Below are 21,517 nucleotides of genomic sequence, written 5' to 3'. Positions count from 1 at the left end.
GGCGGCGCCTCAGTGCGCCATCAGGACCGGCATCGGCGGGCTCTTGAGCATCTGCCGCGTCACGCCGCCGAAGACCATTTCCGACAGCCTGCTGCGGCCATAGGCGCCCATGACCATGAGGCCGGCATCGCGGGCGACAGCAGCTTCTGCAAGGACATCGGCGACCTTCTTGTCGCTCTTCGGCAGCGAGATGACTTCCGCCTCGATGTCATGGCGGGCGAGGTAGTGCGCCCCGTCCAGCCGCGGGAAGTCGCGGCCCGGTTCGTCCTGACCCTCGTCGACCGAGGCTAGATAGACTTTCGACGCGCGCTGGAGCAGCGGCATGGCCGCCCGCAGGGCGTTGGAGCCTTCGGGATAGCCGTTCCAGGCGACGAAGGCAGGCGCACCGACCTCTATCTTGTCGCAGCCCTCGGGCACGACCAGCGTCGGCGTACGCGTGTGCGTGATGAAGGCTCCCAGTGTGGCCGAGGGAGCGCCACCACCGATCTTCGGCTCCGCCGTACCCATCACGACGACATCGGCCAGCGTCGCATTGTGCAGCAGGCAGGGATATGCCGTGCCCGACTGCTCGATGTAGTCCCACGCGAAATCCTCGTTGGCGAGGTCGGTCGTCACACGCTCTTTCAGCTTGGCCGCATTTTCGCGCATGACAGGGATCATGGCGGCGAAGGCGAGGCCGAACGGTTCGCCGGGCGCCGATGCCTCGTAGGGGATCGCGTTGAGGCAGGTCACATGCCCCTCGAACGCGCGGGCAAGGTCTCCGGCGACGGCCAGGCGGCCATCCAGACCCTCATCGTCATACATATGGACCAGTATCGAACGCATGGCAGCCTCCTCGAATTGACGACTCGAAGTTAGGCGGCAGCATCCCCTCTCGCATTGATCCATGTCAATTTTCGCGCTCGGCCGAGGCCTTTCTCGCGAGACGGCTGCGCGCGAAACGGACGAGCAAGTATGCCGCGCCCGCAACGAGCGGAATGCCGACAGTCGCGATAATCAAGACCCTCTCCGGATCGACCGAACCGAAGTATTTCCCGAGCCCGACATAGGTCGCGGTGACGAACACATTGGCACTGCCGACCGCGACGAAGAACCGCCGGAACGGATAGCTCGCGATTCCCGAGGCAACGAGGATCGTCTCACCAATGACCGGTACGGGGCGGGTCATGAACAGGACGAGGCTGGTGATGCCCTTCGCGCGCTCCTGTGCGGCGGCGAGGTCGTCCGCGCCGACGATCTTTCGCGCGAGCGGGCGACCGGCGAAGTAGCCGAGCGCGTAGCTCAGGCTGCTCGCGGTCATCAGCCCGATCCAGACCGAGGCGGCTGCGGCAGGCCAGTCGAGCGCCTGTGCAGCCAATGCGCCGACAAGGCCGTTCGGGATAAACGCCGCCGCGTCGAGGCAGAACAGGCCGATGATGGTGACGAACGCGAGCGTGGGCGATCGCGACCCGGCCTCGCGTGCGAACTCGATCAGATAGGGCGTCGCAGGCAGCAGGATCAGGAACGGCAATACGAACAGGCCGAATGCCAGCGCGGCTATTCTCAGCCAGCGTGAAACTGCGCCTTTGGCGGCCAATCCGCTCCCTCCCGTCAGCAGCTACCCGCTTGCATGATAGAAGTCGTAGATCTTTTGCGCCACCGCTTCGCTGATGCCGGGCGCGCGCTTGAGATCGTCTAGCGCAGCTGCACGCACGCGGCTCGCGGTACCGAAGTGGAGCAGCAGCGCGCGTTTACGGGTCGGGCCGATGCCGGGAATCTCGTCGAGCGGCGAGGCGCTGATCGCGCGGCTGCGCTTCTGCCTGTGCGCTCCGATGACGAAGCGGTGCACCTCGTCGCGCAGGTTCTGGAGGTAGAACAGCACGGGCGAATTGGTCGGCAGCGTCTTCTCGCGTCCGTCGGGGAAGTGGAACACCTCTCTCCCCTCGCGCCCGTGGTGCGGGCCCTTGGCGATGGCGATCAGCGGGACGTCCTCGATGCCCAGCTCTTCCAGCGTATCGCGAACGCTCGACATCTGGCCCTTGCCGCCGTCGATCAGGACGAGATCGGGCCACACCGCCTTGTCGCCGGTGGTCTCGCGGTCCGGGTCTTCCTTCATCGCGCGCTCGAACCGGCGACGCATGACTTCGCGCATCATGCCGAAGTCGTCGTTGGTCTGCGCGTTCTTGATATTGAACTTGCGATACTGGCCCTTGATGAAGCCTTCCGGCCCGGCAACGACCATCGCGCCGACTGCCTTGGCGCCCTGGATGTGACTGTTGTCGTAGACCTCGATACGCTGCGGCACCTCGGGCAATTCGAGGAATTCGGCCATCTCGCGCATGACCTTGGCCTTCGTCCCGCTTTCGGCGAGACGACGTTCGAGCGCCTCCACCGCATTGCGCTTCGCCTGGTCCATCAGCTTGCGGCGATCGCCCCGCTGCGGGATCGAGATCGCGACCTTGTGGCCTGCGCTTTCGCACAGCGCCGCTTCGATCAGCTCCTGTTCGGGCAATTCGCGATCGACCAGGATCGTGCGCGGCGGCGGGACTTCCTCGTAGAATTGCAGCAGCACGTCGGCGAGCACTTCGTCCTCTCCGACATCTCCGGTGTTCTTTGGGAAGAAGGCGCGGTGCCCCCAGTTCTGGCCGCCCCTGATGAAGAAGGCTTGCAGACCGATCTGTCCGCCCTTCTTTGCCAGCGCGAAAACATCCGCATCGCCTACACCTGCGGCATTGATCGCCTGGCTGCCCTGGATGAAGGTCGCAGCGCGCAACCGGTCGCGCAGGATCGCGGCGGTCTCGAAGTCCAGCTCCTCGGCCGCCTTGGCCATCTGCCTCTCGATATTGGCCTGAACGGCGGAAGACTTGCCCGACAGAAAGTCCTTCGCCTGCTGGACCAGTTCGTCGTAGCCTTCCTCGTCGATCCGGCCGACGCAAGGGGCCGAGCAGCGCTTGATCTGGTAGAGCAGGCAAGGCCGGTCGCGATTGTTGAAGAAGCTGTCGGTGCAACTCCGCAGCAGGAAGAGCTTTTGCAGCGCATTGAGCGTCTTGTTGACCGACCCCGCGCTCGCGAAAGGTCCGTAGTAATTGCCCTTCGCCTTGCGCGCTCCGCGATGTTTGTGGATGCGCGGGAAGGCATGGTCGGCGCGCAGCAGGATGAAGGGAAAGCTCTTGTCATCGCGCAGCAGCACGTTGAACGGCGGGCGGAAACGCTTGATCAGCTGCGCTTCGAGCAGCAGCGCCTCGGCCTCCGAATTGGTGACGACGATTTCCATCCGGCGCGTCTGGCTAACCATGCGCTGGAGCCGGTTGGAGAGATTTGCGACCTGCGTGTAGTTCGCCACCCGCGCCTTCAGGCTTCGCGCCTTGCCGACGTAGAGCACGTCGCCGCGCGCATCGAGCATGCGATAGACGCCCGGGCGCGGCTTCAGCACCTTCACCGTCTCGCGGATCGCGGTGACGCCCGCCTCGAGATCGGGCTGCGCGCTCGCGACCGTATAGGCGGCACGCTCCTCGTTGAAGCGTTCCGCGCCGCGCGGGTCGTGCGGTGATCCTGCCGGTGTGCGAGCCATCGCAAGGCAGATAGGAATCTTGCGCCCAAATGGCAAAGCCGCGATGGGGCGCGGGTGAGTGAAAATTTCGATGCGATAATTCTCGGCGCAGGCGCAGCCGGCCTGATGTGCGCCGCGCGTGCAGGCCAGAGGGGCCTGCGCGTGCTGGTTCTCGAGCGGGCGGAGAAACCGGGCAAGAAGATCCTCATCTCCGGCGGCGGGCGCTGCAATTTCACCAATATCGGCGCCGGTCCGGCGAACTATCTCTCCGCAAATCCGCATTTCGCGAAGAGCGCCCTCGCCCGCTACACCGCGCGCGACTTCCTCGATCTGGTCGAGAGCTACGGGATCGCCTGGCACGAAAAGACGCTCGGCCAGCTGTTCTGCGATGGCTCGGCCAAGCAGATCGTCGACATGCTCCTCGACGAATGCGCCAAGGGCGATGTGACGGTGAAATGCGGCGAGGAGATCGCCTCGGTCGAACATGCAGGCGATTTCGCCGTCACGACACAGAACGGCACATACAGTGCGCCAAAACTGGTCATCGCGACCGGTGGTCCGTCGATCCCCAAAATGGGCGCAACCGGCTTCGCCTACGAACTCGCTCGCCAGTTCGGGCTCAAAGTCGTTGAGCCGCGACCGGCCCTCGTTCCGTTGACGCTCGGCGGCGATGAGGTCCTGTTCCGCGAGATTTCGGGCGTTTCCGCGCCAGTCGTCGCCGAGGCGAACAAGGCACGCTTTCCCGAAGCTGCGCTGTTTACCCATCGCGGCCTGTCCGGCCCGGCGATCTTGCAGGTCAGTTCCTACTGGCGCCCCGGTGACCCGGTGACGATCGATTTCCTGCCCGGTCGCGAGACCGACTGGCTCCTCGAGACAAAGCGTTCGAACCCGAAGTCGACGATCCGATCGCTCCTTCGCGAAGCCCTGCCCGACCGCTTGGCGGACATACTTGACGAGAAGATCGCCCTGCCCGGCGACCTCGGCAACCTTCCCGACAAGGCCCTGCGCGGCGCGGAGGAGCAACTTCGGCGCTGGCAGTTCCGGCCGAGCGGCAGCGAGGGGTTTGCCAAGGCGGAAGTGACCGTCGGCGGCATCTCCACCAGTGAGCTTTCGTCCAAGACGATGGAGAGCATGCGTGTCCCCGGCCTCTTCGCGATCGGCGAAGCGGTCGATGTGACCGGTTGGCTTGGCGGCTATAATTTCCAATGGGCCTGGGCGAGCGGAATGGCCGCAGGCGAAGCGCTCTGATTCAAGCCCGACGCATGGTGAAACCGTCATTCACCAAGTCCGGCAATTGAGAACCCCCTGTTAAATACCTTGTGGATAAGTTGTGAATCGGCATGATGCCGAATCGGGAGACCCTCGGGGCGCAACGACGAGGTTGGGGATGACGCAGGAAAATCTGCGCGACGCGGCAAGGACCGAAATCGCAAGTTACGACAATGGCGAGAGCCCGAAGCGCGTAGTCGACGACATCGTCCGTCGATCGCGGCCGGATGCTCACATCATTCTCTTCGCCAACGAGAAGGGCGGCGTCGGCAAATCGACCCTCGCCTTCAACACCGCCGTTCGCCTCGCCAACCGTGGCCACCGCGTCCTCGCAGTCGACCTCGACCGCCGCCAGCGCAGCCTGTCCCGCTCGATCGAGAACCGTCACGGTACCGCCGTCTGCCTCGGGCTCGACCTGCCGACCCCGCGCGTCTGCGCGCCTTCGCTGCCGAGCACGGCGATGCTGCTGCAGGAGATCATGCGCGTCGGAAACCAGTGCGACATCATCGTCATCGACGCTCCGGGCCACGACAATCCTGTCGTCCGCCGCGCCATGGCGATTGCCGACACGATCGTGACGCCGGTCAACGCGTCCTTCTTCGACCTCGACATGCTGGCTCATTTCGATCCGGTTTCGCAGGATATCCGTTCGCCGGCGATGTTCGCGCGAACCGTTCTCGACCTGCGCGAGGAACTCGCGCGGCGCGAGATGCGCAAGCCCGATTGGATCGTCGCCAAGAACCGTATCCGGGGATCGGAAACCTCGCAGCTGGCCCGCACCGATGCGCAACTTTCGCGCATTGCCGAGCGCTTCGAACTGCGTGTCGTCGACGGGCTGCGCGAGCGCGTCGGCTATCGCGGGCTGCTGCAATACGGTCTGGTGGAAGCCGACCTCAAGTCGATCCCCCAGATGCAAGGCGTGAGGCTGCGCCACACCGGCGAGATGGATCACTTCATCGACGACCTGCACATCAGCCGTTCGAGCCTGCATGTCGCACTCGCGCCGATGCGCCGATATGCAGCAAAGGTTTGCGCCCAGACCCGCGAGGATTTCGCCCGCTCGCTGCGCAATCACCTCGCCCCGCCTGCCGAGGCAGCCTACGCCTGACGCGCCCTATGCGCCCCGCCTTTGACGCGGCGCACAAAGCTGGTAATCCTGTGCAACTTGGACCCGCGCAAACGTGGGCCGTTCGCAGGAGATAGCCCTTGCGCCAGCTGCAGGGCATGGATGCCAGCTTCGTTGCGCTCGAAACGCGCAACTCGCCGATGCACATCGGCTCGATCCTGATATACAATCCCGAGACGGCGCCCGGAGGTTTCGTCCGGTTCAAGGACATCCTCGGTTTCCTAGATGACCGAATGAAGATGTCGAAGACACTGCGCCAACGGCTGGTGCGGGTGCCGTTCGACCTCGACTATCCCTACTGGGTCGAGGACCCGGATTTCGATCTCGAATACCATGTGCGCCACGTTGCACTGCCCAAGCCGGGCGACTGGCGGCAGCTGTGCATTCAGGCGGCGCGCATCTTCGCCCGCCCGCTCGACCTCGAGCGCCCGCCATGGGAATTCACCGTGGTCGAAGGTCTCGACAATGTCGAAGGCATCCCGAAGGGCAGCTATGCCTACATCACGAAGGTCCACCATGCCGCGATCGACGGGATGAGCGGGATCGACCTGATGGAGGTCACCCACACGCTCAACCCAGGCGACCCGCCCCCGGATTTCCCCGACACATGGAAGCCGGAGAAGATTCCCAACGCGGTCGAACTGCTCGGCAAGAGCTATTTCAACGCGATGACCAACCCGCTCAAGCAACTTGAAGTCGCGGCGAAGGCAGCTCCGGGTATCGCCAATGCGATCAAGGGGCTGGTCACCAAGGAGTTCGACCTGTCGCGCGAGATGATCGCGCCGAAAACGCGCTTCAATCGCAAGATTTCGCCCCACCGCGTGGTCGAGGGGCGCAGTTTTCCGCTCGCCGAGATCAAGGCGATCCGCGCGCTGGTGCCCGACAGCAAGGTCAACGATGTGTTCCTCGCCATCATCGGCGGGGCGATGCGGCGCTACCTCGAAAGCAAGAAGGAACTGCCGGACAAGACGCTGACCGCAATGGCGCCGATTTCGGTGCGCTCGTCGGGCGAGAAGGGCGACATGGGCAACCAGGTCGCCGCCATGGTCGCTCCGCTCGGCACGCACATAGCCGATGCTGCGGAACGGCTGGCCTATGTCCACAACCGGACGACCAATTCCAAGGCGATGACCGATGCCATCGGTGCGCGCAACATGACAGAGGTCAGCAAGGTAAGCCCTGCCCTCTACATGGCGCTCGGCGCGCAGCTCTACACGCGCCTCAGCCTCGCCAATCGCGGGGTCGGCCCGATTTTCACCACGGTAGTGACCAATGTGCCTGGCCCACCGGTGCCGATCTATTCCGCCGGTGCAAGGCTCGAAAGCATGATGGGGCTGATCTGCCTGACCGACGGTATGGGTCTCGCCCATGTCGTGCAGAGCTACACCAAGGAAGCGACGATCAGCTTCACCGCCGACCGCGAAATGATGCCGGATCCCGAATTCTACGTCGAATGCATCGAAAAGAGCTTCGAGGAACTCAAGGCAGCCGCAGCCAAGGCCGCCGATCCGAAGACGAAGAAGAAACCCGCTGCAAAGGCGAAAGCGCCTGCAAAGCGCAAGCCTGCGGCGAAAGCGGCAGCAAAGACAACCAAACCCGCCCCGAAGAAGCGGGTCGCAAGCAAGCCCGCAGCGGCGAAGACCGCCACCAAAACGGGCACCAAAACAAAAACGGCGCGTTCGAAAGCCGCCGGGAGCAGGAAAGGAACCTCCAAGAAATGACCAGCGCTACGGCCGCGGCCGCAACCGACGCCCGCCCGCCCAGCCGCCTGCTGACGCTTGCCGAACCCGGCCGCGCAATGGCGGAACTGGCGAGCTTCTATGCGGCGCGCCCGCTGCTTTCGGGGCTGCCGAAGGGCGATGGCCATGGTGTTCTCGTGCTGCCCGGCTTCATGGCGTCGGATTATTCCACCCGCCCGATGCGCCGCCTGCTCTCCGACCTCGGCTACGATGTCGAAGGCTGGAAGCTCGGTCGCAACGTGCGGGTCGACAATGCCCGCGTCGAAGCGATGATGGGCTGCGTCGAGGAGCTCTACGACCGCCACGACCGCAAGGTGTCGATCGTCGGCTGGAGCCTCGGCGGCGTGTTCGCGCGCGAACTCGCCAAGCAAGCGCCGGAAAAGGTTCGTCTGGTCATCTCGCTCGGCAGCCCGATCAGCGACGATCGCAATCATACCAATGCGCGCCGCCTGTTCGAATATCTCAACGGCGAGGAACCCGAGCCGATGCAGGGCGGCAACTTCCGCCAGCTGGCCGAAGCTCCGCCGGTTCCGACAACCTCGATCCTCACCAAGACCGACGGCGTGGTGCACTGGCGCGGTTCGGTCCAGCATGGCGAAGGCGAGGTCGAGAACATCGAGGTTCTCGCCAGCCATTGCGGCCTCGGGGTGAACCCTGCCGTGATGATCGCGATTGCCGACCGGCTCGCTCAGGCCGAGGGCAAATGGAAGCCCTTCCGCCCGACCGGCCTCGCCACCCTCGCCTTCCCGAAGACGCGGCTGGTCAACTGACCTAGAACTGCTTGCGTAGCTCGACGCCGATGTAGCGGCCCGTCGGGTCGATCAGCAGCGGCTGGAAGCTCACCGGCGTGTCGCCGTTGGAATCGACCACGCGGCGACGACCGTCGAACACATTGTCGAGCCGCAGCGATGCGCGCAGGCCCTTGAGCCACGCGCTCTCGCTGCCGGTGACCTGCTGCAGGTCGGCGAACAGACGCAGGTCGACCGTCGCGAGATCGTCGAAGAAGAGGTCGGTGGTGCCCGGCGCTCCGCTGCCATCGATGCGGGCCTCGCCGACATACTGGCCGGAAACGCGCATACCCCAGCCACCGCGGAACATGCCCGCTTCCAGGCGCGAGGTATGGCGCGGCGTGCCGCTGTTGGTCAGCGAGTCCCCGTCGAGCAGGTCGAGCACCGGGCCGCCCGGCGCAATCAGCACCGTCCGGTCAAGTTCGATCGAATGGTTGAGGCTGAAGAAGAAGCGCCCGCGGCCATCGCCGCCGCCGAATGCGCGGGCCATCATCCCGCCGCCTCCGCCTCCGCCACCGCCACGCCGTTCGCCGCCAGCAGCCTGCTGGCCCTGACCGCCTCCGGGCATTTCGCGGCTACAGATCATCGTGCGGAACTGGCCGAGCCGCTCGCGGTCGATCGTCCCGTCCTCGCCCCGGAAACGCGACAGCATGCGCTGGGCTCGCTCGAGATCGAAGCCTTCCATGCCTTCGGGCGCTTCGCCCCGCTCGACCGCTTCGGCAAGCTGGAGAAGGTACTGCTCGCCATCGTCGGCGCAGACGCGCTGGCGGAACTGCATGAACTGTTCGCGCTGTTCCTCGCTCATCTGTCCGAAACGACCACCGGGGCCGCCCTGACCGCCACCGGGCGGAGGGCCGCCCGCACCGCCCCGCATTCCCGCCGGCGGGCCACCGCGGCCTTGCTCGCCGCCTTCGCCACCAGGACGGGCGCTCCCGAAAGAGCCGCGCCAGAAAAGGCCAAACGAAACGCGGTCCGAGCGAACTTCGGCGAAATCCACCGGCCTGCGATCGATCGCGAGCAGGCGGCCGTCGGCATCGCGCGTCACTCGGTCGGCGAAGGCCGCCTCGACATCGTCCGTCAGGGCCGGAAAGGCGGAGGAAACATCGTCGGACCTATTGCGCGTGTATTCCGCGCGCAGGGTCATGTTGTCGACGAAAGGCAGCTCCCAGTTCGCGGCGAAGTTCCAGTCGGACTGGGTTTCGGCCTGCAGCGCTGGATTGCCGCCGCTGGTGATCGTCGCAAGCACCGTTTCGCCGCGCTGGAAATCGAACACCGGCACGTTGAAGGTCTGGGTAATCGGGCTGCCCAGTTGCGACAGTGCCGGGGGCGCCTCGCGCCAGCTGTAGGTTGCCTGGAAATTGAGCTTGTCGGTCGGCGCCCAGCTTACGCCCGCATTCCAGCGCAGCAGCGTGCCGAAATCCGACAGGTGGTTGAACGCCAGCCGCCCGTTGAGCGTGATGTCGCCGATCGCATCCCACACGCCCGAATCCCGGTCGGCGATGGGGATCGAGACACTCACCCCGCCATTGATGTCGCCGCGAGTGAGGCGGCTTGCCGTCGCGCTGCGGGTGTCGTCGCTTTCGATCCGGGTCCAGTCGAAGCCGAAGTCGAATGTCGTCGACAGGTCGCCAGCGGGCAGCGAGGCCGCAACCCCGCGTAAGGTCGTCTTGGCGCTCGCGTCCCACACCTCCGAGGTGCTGGTATCGAAACCCGCATCGGCTAAAACAGGGATCGGCCCGTCGATCGCGACAAGACCGGCCGCCGCATCGGCGACCAGCTGGGTGGTATCGACCCTGCGCTCGAGCCTGCGCGTCGTGTCGGCGCGGCTCGCATCGGCGGTCGCCGTCAGCTGGAACAGGCCGACGGGCCGCGTGTACGTCGCCGAACTCGAAATCGTGTCGACACGCGTATCGACCGCCAGCGGATCGTCCGCGTTGAAGGTGCGCAGGAGCTGGTCGCCGTTCGGCGCAGTCAGCAGCACGGTGTCGAGGCCCGAAAGCGAAAGCGAGTCCGTGCGCTGGCCGGTCAGGTTGAGGCTCAGCGATCCGCCGCTTTCGAGGAAGGACATCGCGTAATTGGCCGAACCTTCCCAGCTCTCGCTGTCGGCAACGAGCGTGCGGAATTCGGCCGGGTTCGGATCACCCGCAACGTCGGGCACGCTACCCTCGGTCTGGATGAGGTCGCGCTCGTCCTCGGTCAGCGGGGAGACATCGCGGTGTTCGATATTGAGGTTGAGACGCCCGGCCTCGTTGATACGCAGCAGCGTCGCTTCCTGCTCGGTCGCGGAATAGCCACCGATGCCCGGCTGCTCATATTCGGCTTCGACAGTCACGGTCGAGAAATTGGGCTTGAGGATAAAGTTGATCACGCGCCGGTCGGGCGGGAAGCCGAACTTGAGCGCCACCTCTTCCGGCAGCACCTCGACCTTGCGGATCGCCTCGGGCGGATAGGACTGGAATTCGCGGAAGCTGCCGACACGAATGCCGTTCACCAGGAACACCGGTCGTCCGCCCCCGCGCCCGCGGTTCGAGCCGGTTGCCGGTTCGAGGACGGTGACGAGGTCGGCAATCGAATTGACCCCGAAGGCGGCGATATCAGCCTCCTCGAGCTCGATAACGGGCGGCTGGTCGGTCAGCACCTGCCCGCGGATACGCTCCGCCGTGACGAGGATCTGCCCGTCGGGGCCGACGCGGCGATCGTCGACGGGCGCATCCTCGCCCTGCTGGTCCTGGGCGATGGAAGCGGTAGGAATGGCGAGCGCAATACAGGCACAGCCTGCGAGAAGTAGGCGGGGAGACATCAGGGGGCGTTTCTCTCAACCGGTCGAAGGGGGCAATCGATCAATCGTAACCATTTGTCGCAGTACGCGCTTTTGCGCCTGCACCCTCCGACTACGCTCAACTCTTCCCTTTTTTCCCTCGCACAGCTATGGGCGCGCAACATTTATCGACGAACAACACGGATTAGCGACACACATGGCAAAAGAAGAACTCCTCGAGATGCGCGGTAAGGTGGTGGAATTGCTGCCGAACGCGATGTTCCGGGTTGAGCTTGAAAATGGCCATGAAGTGCTCGGCCACACGGCCGGCAAGATGCGTAAGAACCGCATTCGCGTTCTCGTCGGCGACGAGGTCCTTTGCGAACTGACGCCTTACGACCTCACCAAGGCGCGCATCACCTACCGCTTCATGCCCGGCCGTGGCGGCCCCGGCCCGCAATAAGCGGTCGCGGGTTTGACCGCACCTTCTCTCATCCTCGCTTCGGCCAGCCCGCGCAGGCGGGAGCTTCTGGCGCGCCTTGGTGTGACACCTTCCGCCATCGCGCCCGCCGATATCGACGAGACGCCGCACAAGGCCGAACTGCCGCGCGATTATGCCAAGCGCATGGCGCGCGAGAAGGCCGAAGCCGCCGCGAGCGACGATTTCCATGTCCTGGCCGGCGACACGGTGGTTGCCGTCGGCCGGCGCATTTTGCCGAAGGCAGAGGACGAGGCGACGGCTCGCGCTTGCCTGAAACTCATGTCCGGCCGCCGCCACCGCGTGCTTTCGGCAATTGCGCTGCGCTATCCCGACGGGACGATCCGCGAGCGGCTGAGCGAAACCTCGGTCAAGTTCAAGCGCCTCACCGAAGAAGAGATCGCCGCCTATCTCGCCAGCGGCGAATGGGAAGGCAAGGCAGGCGGCTACGCCATCCAAGGCAGCGCTGAAGGCCTCATCAGCTGGATCGAGGGCAGCCATTCGGGCGTGGTCGGACTGCCGCTTTACGAAACGCGCACTCTCCTCAAATCGGCGGGCTTTTCCATTGGCTGAGTGGCTAATCGAGCAGGGGATCGGCGAAGACCGGGCTCTGCTGGTCGAGAACGAGCAGGCGATTGCCGCGCGCATTGCCTGGCACGGTGAACTTCAGCGCGGTCTGGTCGAAGACGCTGTGCTGATCGCGAAGCCTTCGGGCTCGCGGCGCGGCCGTGCGCGCTTTGCCAATGGTGAGGAGGCGCTGGTCGACCGGTTGCCCGGCAACGCAGCAGAAGGCGCACCGATCCGGCTCGAAGTTACGCGCCCGCGCATCTTCGAGCGCATGCGAGGCAAGCTCGCGCAGGCTCGCCCGACGCAGGCCGATTGCCGTCCCGCGCCATCCTTGGCGGAGGATACCGGCGGCCGCGTAGTGCGCCGCTTCCCGCAAGACTTGTGGGAAGAGGTGCTGGATGAGGCATGGATCGGCACCCACGACTTCACCGGAGGGTCGCTGCAATTCTCTCCCACGCCGGCGATGACATTGGTCGATATCGACGGGCACCTCCCGCCGCGTGAGCTCGCCCTCAAGGCCGTCGGCCCACTGGCGCGTTCCATTGCGCTATTCGATCTCGGCGGTTCGATCGGGATCGATTTCCCCACCCTGCAGGAAAAGGATGCGCGCCGTGAAGTCGACCGCGCGCTCGACCTCGCGCTGTCCGACTGGGCGCATGAGCGCACCGCAATGAACGGTTTCGGTTTCGTCCAGCTCGTCTCGCGGCTCGAGCGCCAGTCGATCCTGCACCGCCTCCAACACCAGCCAGCCGAAGCCGGGGCGCGCCTGCTTCTGAGGCGAGCAGAGGAGATCGCCGACGCTGGCGCGATCGAACTGCGCTGTCATCCCGCCGTCGAGAAGGCGCTGCGTCCCGAGTGGCTGGATGAGCTTGCCCGCCGGACCGGCCGCACGATCCGCGTCGCGCCCGACCCCGCCCTTGCGATTTCCGCCGCTTTCGCGCAGGCGGTGCCACTATGACGAAGCCGAACAAGCCCTGCCCCATCTGCAAGAAACCGCGCGTCGAAGAATTCGCCCCGTTCTGCTCCAGCCGGTGCAAGGACCGCGACTTGGCACAGTGGTTCAACGATGGTTATTCTGTTCCGGGACCGCCGGCATCGCCTGACGACATGGCGGCGGGAGACAGGGGGGACTGACAATGCCAATTCGTGCCATTTCGCTATTTTGTGGGGTGGCCTTGGCAGCAGTATTGCCTGGAAGTGCTCAGGCGCAGTCCGAACCAAACGTCTACGAGCGTCTTTCTGATGGCTTCGAGGCCATTTGGGACGAGGCCGGCGAAGATGGGTTGAAGTTCGAAGAACGTCCGGTCGATATGAGCCGCTTCCTGGTGGTGACCCCCACCGCGTGGACCGAGCGCTCCCCCTCGGAAATCGAACAGTTTCGCGAGAATGCACCTCCCCCGGTGGAAGGGGTGGAGTACGGGAATGACCGTCTGCGCAACTGGCTCGATTGGCTCGACCTCGAAATCGAAGCTGCAGAGGAAGCGAACGACAGGCCGAGGCTCCAGAAAGCTTGGCTCGATAAGCTTTTCATCACCCATTCTAGGGTGCGCGCATTCACCGACTACGGCCCTTCGAGCTACCCATACCAGCGTGCAGTCAGGGGCTATATCGCTGCCCTCACGCCTTCTCCGGATATTTCCGGCCTATCCTTCCGCCAGCTTGTTTCGATGAGCGAGGAGCAGACCGCCGAGCTCCGGCGGGCGGCGTTCGATGCTGCGCCCCCGCACCAGCTCGAAGATCTCGAAGTCGCGCTTCGTCACTACTTGTCGATTATCGCAAACGAGGAAATTGCCGGACCGCCGATCGAAGGCGACGCGCTGCAGGATTCCGGAGCCAACCAGGTCAAGACCCTAGCTTCCGTGCTCGAATATCGTGGCGAAACGAGCGAATCTGCTGCCGTCGGCGAATTGGACGAGGCGTTCGACTACAACTCGAAGATCAGCGGCTTCAACTGGTTGGTCAATTACCGCTACCAGAACCTGCGCGCAGGCAATCTGACCGTCGCCGCAGAATGGTCCTACAAGATGATCCCTGCGCTCGCAAAGCTGGTCCCGGTGGATGACCCACGCGTGTTGCGAGTCGTTCTGCTGTCTGCGGCAGACCATTTCGCGGCCAACCTGACCGACAAGGCCAACCGTATTCTGGAAGGGGCGGAGCGAATTTGCGGCCAAACCGCAAGTTGCTCGATCCTTGCCGAGGAGGCAGGGGCCAAGGAAGGCATCGCCATGCTCGAAGCCATGGGCGCCAATGCCCAAGCTACGGCATTCCGCGCTGCACTCGGCGGAGAGGATGCTGCCAGCAACCCGACATTGGCCGCCCTCGCCCGGATTCCGGTGCTCGAGGAAGAGCGGAATGCCTGCTACGATCAAATCGAGGTCAATCCGGAAAATCCCTTCATTCTGACACCCGCTGCCAAGCAGATCGTGGCTCGATGCAACGCGGCAATCGGACCGGACATTTTCTCTGCCTACGAGGAAGCAGGTAACGAATTCGGCAAGTCCGAAGCGATGAAAGCGCTCGCCGAAGAGATTGCCGACGGCGCTCTCGCGACCGGCCAGCCCGAAGTGGCGGAGCCATATTTTGGGCGGCTGGTGACAGACGCCCGCCAGAACGGACAGGTCTACGCCGACGAGATCGCCCTGCGTCACGCGATGACGCTAATCGCACTAAGACGCTTCGACGCCGCGGATCTTGTCTTGCGCGAGGTGAAACAATCGACCGAAGCCAACATGGCCGCGGGCCTTCTCTACTCGAACGAATACTCGAACCGGATCGACGGCGTCGAGTCGTTGACGGTCGACCGCTACCTTCTCGATCTGCCGAATGCGGCGAACGCCTTTCCCATGGCGAAAAAGCGAGCGGAGGATTTTCGCGAGTTTCGCCAGTCGCAGGTCGGCTCAGTCTTCGACGAAACCAATCTCGCGCGCATCATCGGGTACAATCAGACATTCCAGGAAGCCGCAGATGCGAGCTGGTCACTGGCACAAGCTACTCCTACGCGGCGGGGCGAAGCGCGAGCGGTGGCCTTCGCCGCGATCCAAGATGCGCTGGCGGACCGGACGAGCCTTTCACTTGCCTACGCGATGGCCGACAAGGCCGAATTCGGTGGGGATCAGCAGGTCTCCCAGCTCGTGGCGCGACGTCGGCAATTGCTCGAAGTTCTCGCACCGCATCGAGGCGTGGATGCCGATAGTTGGAACGTCGAACTGCCGGGCAGCACTCGAGAGGAGATCGAGAAGCGACGGGAATTCGAAGCGATCGCGGAATTATCCCGTGAATACCGCGCGATCACTCTGACCCTCCAGCAGGCCGCGCCGGATTACTTCAAGCTGATACAGCCGGCCCCGCTTTCCCTTGCCGATGCCCAGGCCACGCTTGGCAGCGACGAAGCGGCCTTGCTTATCCTGCCCAGCGAATTCGGTACGCACATAATGGCCGTGACTGCGGACGAATTGCGCTGGCACCGAAGCGACCTGAACGAAGCCGAGGTCGCGGCAATGGTCAGGCGATTATTGTGGTTCAGCGGCGGAAATATCGAAGCTACCGACGCTGAAATCGACGCTTGGACTGCTGATGTGGATGGCGGAGCGAACGGTTTCGATCGGACTTCGGCACATCGCCTGTATCTTGAGCTCATAGCCCCGCTGGAGGATGCTTTTTCTGAAAAGCGGCACCTGTTCTACGCAGGAGGCGGTTCGCTTAGCTCCCTGCCACTGGGCATACTTGTGGCCGAAACCCCGACCGGAAATGACGATGATCCGGAAGCGTTGCGGCAAACGGAATGGTTCGCTGGCGAGGCGAACATCGTGCGCATCCCTTCGCTGCAAGCACTTGCCTTTCAGCGACGATATGGCCGCGAAGAGTTGTCGACCGGTGTCGACTTCCGCGGATTTGGCGATCCGGTACTCGAAGGCGAAGCACTGACCCGCGGGCGGGGCTCTCGGGGTGCAACGCCCGAACAGCTCGCAACGCTACTGACCCGGAGCGATACGGGTCCGGTCGCCGATGTGGAGGTTCTGCGACAGCTTTCGCGCCTGCCAGGCACGAGGCGAGAACTCACTCAGATGGCGCAGGCGTTCGACGCCGATAGCGACGCACTGCTCATCGGTCCGGACGCCACCGAGGCCACGTTCAAGAAGGCCGACCTATCCAATGTCGGTGTGGTCGCTCTCGCCACGCACGGACTGACCGCTGGCGAGGTCGGCGCAGCTGAGCCGGGGCTCGTCTTCACGCCTCCGGTGGATGGAACCCAGGTCGACGATGGATACCTCACGGCATCTGAAGTCGCAGCGATGCGGATTAATGCCGATTGGGTCATACTCTCTGCCTGCAACACCGCAGCCGGAGACGGGTCGAGCGGATCAGCGGGCCTGTCCGGGCTGGCTCGGGCCTTCTTTTACGCAGGGGCGAGCAACCTGCTCGCGTCTCATTGGCCGGTGCGGGACGACGTAGCTGCTCGACTGACGGTGAAGACGATCGAACTCTCGCGCGACGATCCGTCGATGAGCCGCGCGGAAGCCTTTGCAGCAGCTATGGGCGAGCTGAGGAACGACGAATCGGCCGATGGGAAAATCGTCGACGGGTTCGACACCACATTCGCCCATCCCAGCGCGTGGGCACCGTTTGAACTCATCGGAGACGCAGGAATACGACGCTGAACCACAGGGCTCCTTAAGTCGGGCAATTACCCCTTGCCAAGCGCGGCCCGCTTCGCCATAGGCGCGCTTCCAATCGCTGGCGCGTCCTTCAGGACGGCTCGCGGGATATGCCTCGGTAGCTCAGTTGGTAGAGCACGCGACTGAAAATCGCGGTGTCGGTGGTTCGAATCCGCCCCGAGGCACCATCACTTTCCCTGATCGCTGCGATCACCCTGCAACACGAAGAACTTCGTGCCGAATTCGCTTGCCAGTATCTCGCTGACATCGAGATCCTCGATCAGCCCGCCATAGCGCGCCCGCACCTCCTCGACGTTCTTGAAGTGGCGAACATGCGAGCGTGCAGGAAAGTTGGGCACGGTTCCAAGGATGAGCGTGCCGGGCCTGATCCGCTCGACGACCGACAGATCGGCTTCGATATGCTCGAGGAATTCGAGCATGATTACCGTGTCGTAGTCGTGGGTTTCGAGCACATCGCTTTCGTGGATGTTCCCGACCCGGAACTCGAATTCCGGACAGGCACGCCGCGCCTGTTCGACCATTCCCGGGCTGAGGTCGAAGCCGAGGTAATTGTCGAGCCCGCGCGCAGCGAGCATCGCCCCGACCTGGCCCGGGCCGCACCCGATATCGAGGACTTTCCCGTTTTCCGAGCTTCGCAAGCGATCGGCGATCACGGTCCAGACCGGGTAATAGTGGGACCGGGTGTAATGCACGGTCCAATGCTCGACCTCGAGGACCTTAGCATCGTAGAACGCGGCGTCGCGTTCCGTGCCCTTCACGCTCATGTCGAACGCTGAGCCTTGTCCTTGGCGTTGGTGCCCTTGATCATCGCGCGCATCTGCTCCCATTCGGCATCGCCGAGGGGCGAGAGCGTCTGCCAGAAATTGCCGCTGTTCGCCTGGTAGCCGGCGCCATCGATGGCGATGGTCTGGCCGTTCACCCACTCCGCTCCCGGTCCCATCAGGAACACGGCGAGATTAGCGAGTTCGTGCATTTCGCCGTGCCGACCCATGGGGTTCATCCGGTCGGAGGAATTGTCGCCCCGCCCGCCCGGGGAAAGCCGCGCGCTCATCCCCTCGGTCGGAAATAGGCCGGGCGCGATGGCATTGAAGCGCAGGCCATAGCGGCCCCACTCGACCGCGAGGCTTTGCGTCATCGTGTTGATCGCGGATTTCGACATGGCGGAAGGCACCACGAAAGGCCCGCCGTTCCAGACCCAGGTGGTTAGGATGGAGAGGAAGCTCGCTTTCTTCTTCTCCTCGATCAGGCGCTTGCCGATATCGAGCGTGACGTAGAAGGTCCCGCGAAAGACGATGTCGGAAATCGCGTTGAAACCGTTGACCGAAAGGTCCTCGGTCCGGCTGATGAAGTTCCCAGCCGCGTTGTTCACTACACCGGTAACCGCGCCGCCATCGGCCCAGATCGCATCGACCATCTCATGGATCGCATCGGCGTCGCGAATGTCGCAAGCATGGCCGACGACCTTGCCGCCGTATTTCGCCATCAGTTCGCCTGCCGTGTCGTCCAGCATGTTCTGGCGGCGACCGCAGATATAGACCGTCGCGCCGAGCTTGAGGAAAGCCTCGGTCATTTCGCGCCCCAGCCCCGTACCGCCGCCGGTCACCAGAATGCGCTCGCCGTCGAGCAGCCCGTCGCGGTACATCAGCTTCGAAACGTCCATAACCTCTTCCCTTCTTGTCTATTTCTGCATGACCTCTTCGATGGCCTCGCAGACCGAGTCAATGTGCGCAAAGTCGAGTGGCCGCGTGAGGCGATAGACCGGGACCCGGCCAGCAAGCTTCGTGCAGCCGACGACGTGCTCTGTGAGTCGGCCCATCGGTTCGAGGAATTCGCGGCGATAGATCGTCGCGGCAGAAAGCTCCGTCACCGCTTCGCTACCGCGCAGCCGTTCGAGATTCACGGCATCGCCCCATTGCAACACGAAGATCGCGCCGATCCCGATCGGGCTATCCGGCGGCATCGCGTCGGCAACCGGCTTGTGGAACCGTGCGTCGAGGAAGTGGTCGCGCTGCAGGTCGCCGGACGACCAGCCGAATTGCTCCAAAGCGACGTCCCACAGCTTCAACCGGGAGGCGGAGGGGAAGATCGCGGCATCCTCGATCGAAACGCGTGACAGGTCGTCAGCCACCAGTCGATGGCTGCGGGAAACGAGTGCGCCTGCCATGGTCGACTTGCCCTGCGCACTGTCGCCGCAGAACAGCGCAGCCTTCCCGCCGATGGCAACGCCGCTCGCATGCCACATTGCCCAGCCGCGCTGGTAGCCGAGCGCACCCCACGCGCTTCCGAGAGTGAACAGTCGCGACTCCTCCGGCTGCGCTGCTTTTTCGGCATCGATCAGGATGCGATTACCCGCCGATATCGCCCAGCGGCCGGTGCCTTGGACCTCGAACGCCACATGGTCCGCATCGGCCCGTTCGAGTTCGGCAGTTTCGACCGTGCCGAGCTCGATCGATACCTCTGCCGGTTCCGATTTCCCTTCGACCGCGAACGCCTCCCATTCGGGCAGTTCGATCTGCGAACCGACCAGGCATCCTGAATGGCGATAGCGGTAATGGGTCATGGGACATGCGCTAATCGCCGCGTCGCGGGCTGGCAATTGCTTCGCGCCTGCAATCGCTGTATGGCGCTCCCCCAAGCCCCGGCCTTGTGAAGCGGACGCTTTGCGCTGCCGGGGCTCCGTATTTTTGCGGGGCTGCAAGCCTCGAAGCTAGGAAGCCGCACATGTCGCGTCGCCGCCAGATCTACGAAGGCAAGGCCAAGATCCTTTACGAAGGTCCCGAGCCGGGCACCATCATCCAGTATTTCAAGGACGATGCGACCGCGTTCAACGCGGAAAAGCGCGGCACGATCAACGGCAAGGGCGTGATCAACAACCGCATCAGCGAGTTCGTGTTCACCCGCCTCTCGCACATCGGCATCCCGACGCATTTCATCCGCCGCCTCAACATGCGCGAGCAGCTGGTGCGGCAGGTCGAAATCATCCCGATCGAAGTCGTCGTGCGCAATGTCGCCGCCGGTTCGATCTGCAAGCGCCTCGGCCTCGAGGAAGGCGATCCGCTGCCGCACACGCTGATCGAATATTACTACAAGGACGACGCGCTGGGCGATCCGCTGATCGCCGAAGAGCATATCGCCTGCTTCAACTGGGCCGGTCCTGAAGAAATGCAGGACATCGCCAGCATGGCGATCCGGGTGAACGATTTCCTCGTCGGCATGTTCGCCGCGATCGATATCCGCCTGGTCGACTTCAAGCTCGAATTCGGGCGCATCTTCGACGGCGACTACAGCCGCATTATCCTCGCCGACGAGATCAGCCCGGACGGCTGCCGCCTGTGGGACATGAAGACCGGCGAAAAGCTCGACAAGGACCGCTTCCGCCGCGACCTCGGCGGCGAGGAAGAGGCCTATCAGGAAGTCGCGCGTCGCCTCGGCCTGCTCGATGGCGAGAACAGCGGCCCGGGCGAGGTTTTCGACCTTTCCGCGCATCGCGGGCGCGTTCGCGGGCATACCAAGAAGAAGTAAGCCGCCCGCTGCGGCGGCCCCGTTCCAATCCGGTTCGCCACGCGCTATGGTGCGTGCGGGGAGACTTGATGGCACGCGGACTGATCTCGGCTTTGCTGCTTGCTGCGCTGGCAATTGCGCCTGTGCAGGCCCGCGAAGTCGCGCTTGTCGTCGCCAATTCGCAATACGAAGCGACCACGCGGCTGCCCAACCCTCCGTCAGATGCGAAACTCGTCGGTCAAGCCCTTCGCGATGCCGGCTTCGACGAGGTGATCGAAGTCAGCGACGTCGATTTCGACAGTTTTCGCAAGGCCTTGAGGGACTTCGGAAAGAAGTCGCGCGGAGCCGACACGGCGCTGATTTATTACGCCGGGCACGGCATCGAAGGTAAGGGCGAGAACTGGCTGGTCCCGACCAATGCGAAGCTCGCAAGCGCGTCCGACCTTGCCTACGAGGCGATCGAACTCGAACTCGCGCTCGATGCGCTGCATGGCGCGAAACTGCGCATCGCATTGATCGACGCCTGCCGCGACAATCCCTTCGCCCGCAACTGGGAAGCGGCGACCCGCTCGATGCCGCAAGGTCTTGCCGCAGTAGAGCGTGACAGCATGCTGGTGATTTTCGCCGCGGCGCCGGGGCAACAGGCGCTGGATGGCGCGGGCGACAATTCGCCCTTCGCCCAGTCGCTCGCGAAACGTCTCGTCGAACTCGAACCTGTCCAAATGCTGAGCGGGATGGTGCGCGACGACGTGCTCGACATGACCGGGAAGGAGCAGCGCCCGTTCATTTCCGGATCGGTCGGCGGCAAGAAGCTTTACCTGACGCGCGAACAGCAACAGAGCGTCGCCAAGGCCGCTCGCTCGATCGCCGCTCCGCTGGCGGCAGCGGCAGGGATCGACGAAGCTGCGGTGGACAAGGCGCTCGACAAGGAAGGCTGGAAAGCCGCCAAGTCGATCGGCACGCGCGAAGCTTTCGAGACCTATATCGAGATCTTCCCCAACGGCATATTCCGCAAGTTCGCCGAGCTCGAAATCAAGAAGCTCTGACGCCGTTCACTCCCTTGTCATCGCGGGCAGGCTAAGGCAC

18 protein-coding genes and 1 tRNA gene are annotated in these 21,517 nt (G+C 63.9%); 12 read left to right on the top strand and 7 right to left on the bottom strand.

From position 1 onward, the window contains the following. Positions 1 to 9: 9 nt before the first annotated feature. The 3 genes from EO245_RS06580 to uvrC all read right to left on the bottom strand — a co-directional run bounded on the left by EO245_RS06580 (position 10) and on the right by uvrC (position 3,550). Positions 10 to 825, bottom strand: coding sequence for a universal stress protein (locus EO245_RS06580; protein WP_164931271.1), 816 nt, complete (start codon positions 823 to 825; stop codon positions 10 to 12). A gap of 64 nt (positions 826 to 889) precedes the next feature. Beyond that, positions 890 to 1,576 (bottom strand): VTT domain-containing protein, encoded by a 687-nt coding sequence (locus EO245_RS06575; RefSeq protein WP_164931270.1) that lies wholly within the window; start codon positions 1,574 to 1,576, stop codon positions 890 to 892. A 21-nt stretch (positions 1,577 to 1,597) separates the two neighbouring features. After that, positions 1,598 to 3,550: an excinuclease ABC subunit UvrC gene (uvrC, locus tag EO245_RS06570; RefSeq protein WP_128892171.1), complete on the bottom strand. Its 1,953-nt coding sequence runs from the start codon at positions 3,548 to 3,550 to the stop codon at positions 1,598 to 1,600. Positions 3,551 to 3,604: 54 nt separating this feature from the next. On the opposite strand from uvrC, the gene EO245_RS06565 reads away from it, so the two are divergent. The 4 genes from EO245_RS06565 (at position 3,605) to EO245_RS06550 (ending at position 8,433) form a co-directional block, all read left to right on the top strand. Continuing rightward, positions 3,605 to 4,777, top strand: coding sequence for an NAD(P)/FAD-dependent oxidoreductase (locus tag EO245_RS06565; RefSeq protein ID WP_128892170.1), 1,173 nt, complete (start codon positions 3,605 to 3,607; stop codon positions 4,775 to 4,777). 139 nt (positions 4,778 to 4,916) lie between these two features. Continuing rightward, on the top strand, positions 4,917 to 5,906 hold the full coding sequence (locus EO245_RS06560) for a division plane positioning ATPase MipZ (RefSeq protein WP_128892169.1): 990 nt from the start codon (positions 4,917 to 4,919) through the stop codon (positions 5,904 to 5,906). A 98-nt stretch (positions 5,907 to 6,004) separates the two neighbouring features. Next, entirely contained in the window at positions 6,005 to 7,645 is a 1,641-nt protein-coding gene (locus tag EO245_RS06555) for a wax ester/triacylglycerol synthase family O-acyltransferase (protein ID WP_234026833.1), read from the top strand. After that, positions 7,642 to 8,433: a triacylglycerol lipase gene (locus EO245_RS06550; RefSeq protein ID WP_128892168.1), complete on the top strand. Its 792-nt coding sequence runs from the start codon at positions 7,642 to 7,644 to the stop codon at positions 8,431 to 8,433. Before EO245_RS06555 ends, EO245_RS06550 begins: the two co-directional genes overlap by 4 nt. Position 8,434: 1 nt before the next feature. Here EO245_RS06550 and EO245_RS06545 read toward each other — a convergent pair whose 3' ends face one another. After that, positions 8,435 to 11,251 carry a hypothetical protein gene (locus EO245_RS06545; RefSeq protein ID WP_128892167.1) on the bottom strand — a complete coding sequence of 939 codons (2,817 nt, stop codon included), beginning with the start codon at positions 11,249 to 11,251 and terminating at the stop codon, positions 8,435 to 8,437. Between the two features lie 175 nt (positions 11,252 to 11,426). On the opposite strand from EO245_RS06545, the gene infA reads away from it, so the two are divergent. From infA to EO245_RS06515, 6 genes are all read left to right on the top strand, one after another. Then, positions 11,427 to 11,672, top strand: coding sequence for a translation initiation factor IF-1 (gene infA / locus EO245_RS06540; protein WP_047806247.1), 246 nt, complete (start codon positions 11,427 to 11,429; stop codon positions 11,670 to 11,672). Between the two features lie 12 nt (positions 11,673 to 11,684). Then, positions 11,685 to 12,260, top strand: coding sequence for a nucleoside triphosphate pyrophosphatase (locus EO245_RS06535; RefSeq protein WP_128892166.1), 576 nt, complete (start codon positions 11,685 to 11,687; stop codon positions 12,258 to 12,260). Further along, complete coding sequence (locus EO245_RS06530) at positions 12,253 to 13,212, top strand: ribonuclease (RefSeq protein ID WP_128892165.1); 960 nt, start codon at positions 12,253 to 12,255, stop codon at positions 13,210 to 13,212. The genes EO245_RS06535 and EO245_RS06530 overlap by 8 nt, the downstream gene beginning before the upstream one ends. Further along, a complete protein-coding gene (locus EO245_RS06525) occupies positions 13,209 to 13,388 on the top strand; it encodes a DNA gyrase inhibitor YacG (RefSeq protein ID WP_128892164.1) in 180 nt (59 codons plus the stop codon). The genes EO245_RS06530 and EO245_RS06525 overlap by 4 nt, the downstream gene beginning before the upstream one ends. Before the next feature lie 2 nt (positions 13,389 to 13,390). Then, complete coding sequence (locus EO245_RS06520) at positions 13,391 to 16,912, top strand: CHAT domain-containing protein (RefSeq protein ID WP_128892163.1); 3,522 nt, start codon at positions 13,391 to 13,393, stop codon at positions 16,910 to 16,912. A 109-nt stretch (positions 16,913 to 17,021) separates the two neighbouring features. After that, positions 17,022 to 17,097: transfer RNA gene (locus EO245_RS06515), tRNA-Phe, on the top strand. Here EO245_RS06515 and EO245_RS06510 read toward each other — a convergent pair. The 3 genes from EO245_RS06510 to EO245_RS06500 are packed head-to-tail and all read right to left on the bottom strand — an operon-like array spanning position 17,098 to position 19,490. Further along, the gene (locus EO245_RS06510) at positions 17,098 to 17,694 is read right to left on the bottom strand and encodes a bifunctional 2-polyprenyl-6-hydroxyphenol methylase/3-demethylubiquinol 3-O-methyltransferase UbiG (protein WP_128892162.1); all 597 of its coding nucleotides are present in this window, start codon (positions 17,692 to 17,694) and stop codon (positions 17,098 to 17,100) included. Continuing rightward, on the bottom strand, positions 17,691 to 18,590 hold the full coding sequence (locus EO245_RS06505) for an SDR family oxidoreductase (protein ID WP_128892161.1): 900 nt from the start codon (positions 18,588 to 18,590) through the stop codon (positions 17,691 to 17,693). The genes EO245_RS06510 and EO245_RS06505 overlap by 4 nt, the downstream gene beginning before the upstream one ends. Positions 18,591 to 18,608: 18 nt before the next feature. Continuing rightward, positions 18,609 to 19,490 carry a hypothetical protein gene (locus EO245_RS06500; RefSeq protein WP_128892160.1) on the bottom strand — a complete coding sequence of 294 codons (882 nt, stop codon included), beginning with the start codon at positions 19,488 to 19,490 and terminating at the stop codon, positions 18,609 to 18,611. Between the two features lie 161 nt (positions 19,491 to 19,651). Here EO245_RS06500 and purC point away from each other — a divergent pair, with 161 nt between their 5' ends. Together purC and EO245_RS06490 are read left to right on the top strand one after the other, a co-directional pair. Continuing rightward, positions 19,652 to 20,452: a phosphoribosylaminoimidazolesuccinocarboxamide synthase gene (gene purC / locus EO245_RS06495; protein WP_128892159.1), complete on the top strand. Its 801-nt coding sequence runs from the start codon at positions 19,652 to 19,654 to the stop codon at positions 20,450 to 20,452. 68 nt (positions 20,453 to 20,520) lie between these two features. Beyond that, positions 20,521 to 21,477, top strand: a complete 957-nt coding sequence (locus tag EO245_RS06490; RefSeq protein WP_128892158.1) for a caspase family protein — start codon at positions 20,521 to 20,523, stop codon at positions 21,475 to 21,477. Positions 21,478 to 21,517: the final 40 nt, after the last annotated feature.

The sequence above is a fragment of the Erythrobacter sp. HKB08 genome, assembly GCF_004114695.1.
Classification (GTDB): domain Bacteria; phylum Pseudomonadota; class Alphaproteobacteria; order Sphingomonadales; family Sphingomonadaceae; genus Parerythrobacter_A.
The sequence above is the reverse complement of the archived record's forward strand: the minus strand, read 5'-3'. Positions and strand labels throughout refer to the sequence as shown.

Coding starts and splice junctions, on each gene's coding strand:
- uvrC (WP_128892171.1), bottom strand. CDS start 3,550: ATGGCTCGCACACCGGCAGGATCACCGCACGACCCGCGCGGCGCGGAA.
- EO245_RS06500 (WP_128892160.1), bottom strand. CDS start 19,490: ATGACCCATTACCGCTATCGCCATTCAGGATGCCTGGTCGGTTCGCAG.
- EO245_RS06560 (WP_128892169.1), top strand. CDS start 4,917: ATGACGCAGGAAAATCTGCGCGACGCGGCAAGGACCGAAATCGCAAGT.
- purC (WP_128892159.1), top strand. CDS start 19,652: ATGTCGCGTCGCCGCCAGATCTACGAAGGCAAGGCCAAGATCCTTTAC.
- EO245_RS06525 (WP_128892164.1), top strand. CDS start 13,209: ATGACGAAGCCGAACAAGCCCTGCCCCATCTGCAAGAAACCGCGCGTC.
- EO245_RS06520 (WP_128892163.1), top strand. CDS start 13,391: ATGCCAATTCGTGCCATTTCGCTATTTTGTGGGGTGGCCTTGGCAGCA.
- EO245_RS06550 (WP_128892168.1), top strand. CDS start 7,642: ATGACCAGCGCTACGGCCGCGGCCGCAACCGACGCCCGCCCGCCCAGC.
- EO245_RS06505 (WP_128892161.1), bottom strand. CDS start 18,590: ATGGACGTTTCGAAGCTGATGTACCGCGACGGGCTGCTCGACGGCGAG.
- EO245_RS06490 (WP_128892158.1), top strand. CDS start 20,521: ATGGCACGCGGACTGATCTCGGCTTTGCTGCTTGCTGCGCTGGCAATT.
- infA (WP_047806247.1), top strand. CDS start 11,427: ATGGCAAAAGAAGAACTCCTCGAGATGCGCGGTAAGGTGGTGGAATTG.
- EO245_RS06580 (WP_164931271.1), bottom strand. CDS start 825: ATGCGTTCGATACTGGTCCATATGTATGACGATGAGGGTCTGGATGGC.
- EO245_RS06545 (WP_128892167.1), bottom strand. CDS start 11,251: ATGTCTCCCCGCCTACTTCTCGCAGGCTGTGCCTGTATTGCGCTCGCC.
- EO245_RS06510 (WP_128892162.1), bottom strand. CDS start 17,694: ATGAGCGTGAAGGGCACGGAACGCGACGCCGCGTTCTACGATGCTAAG.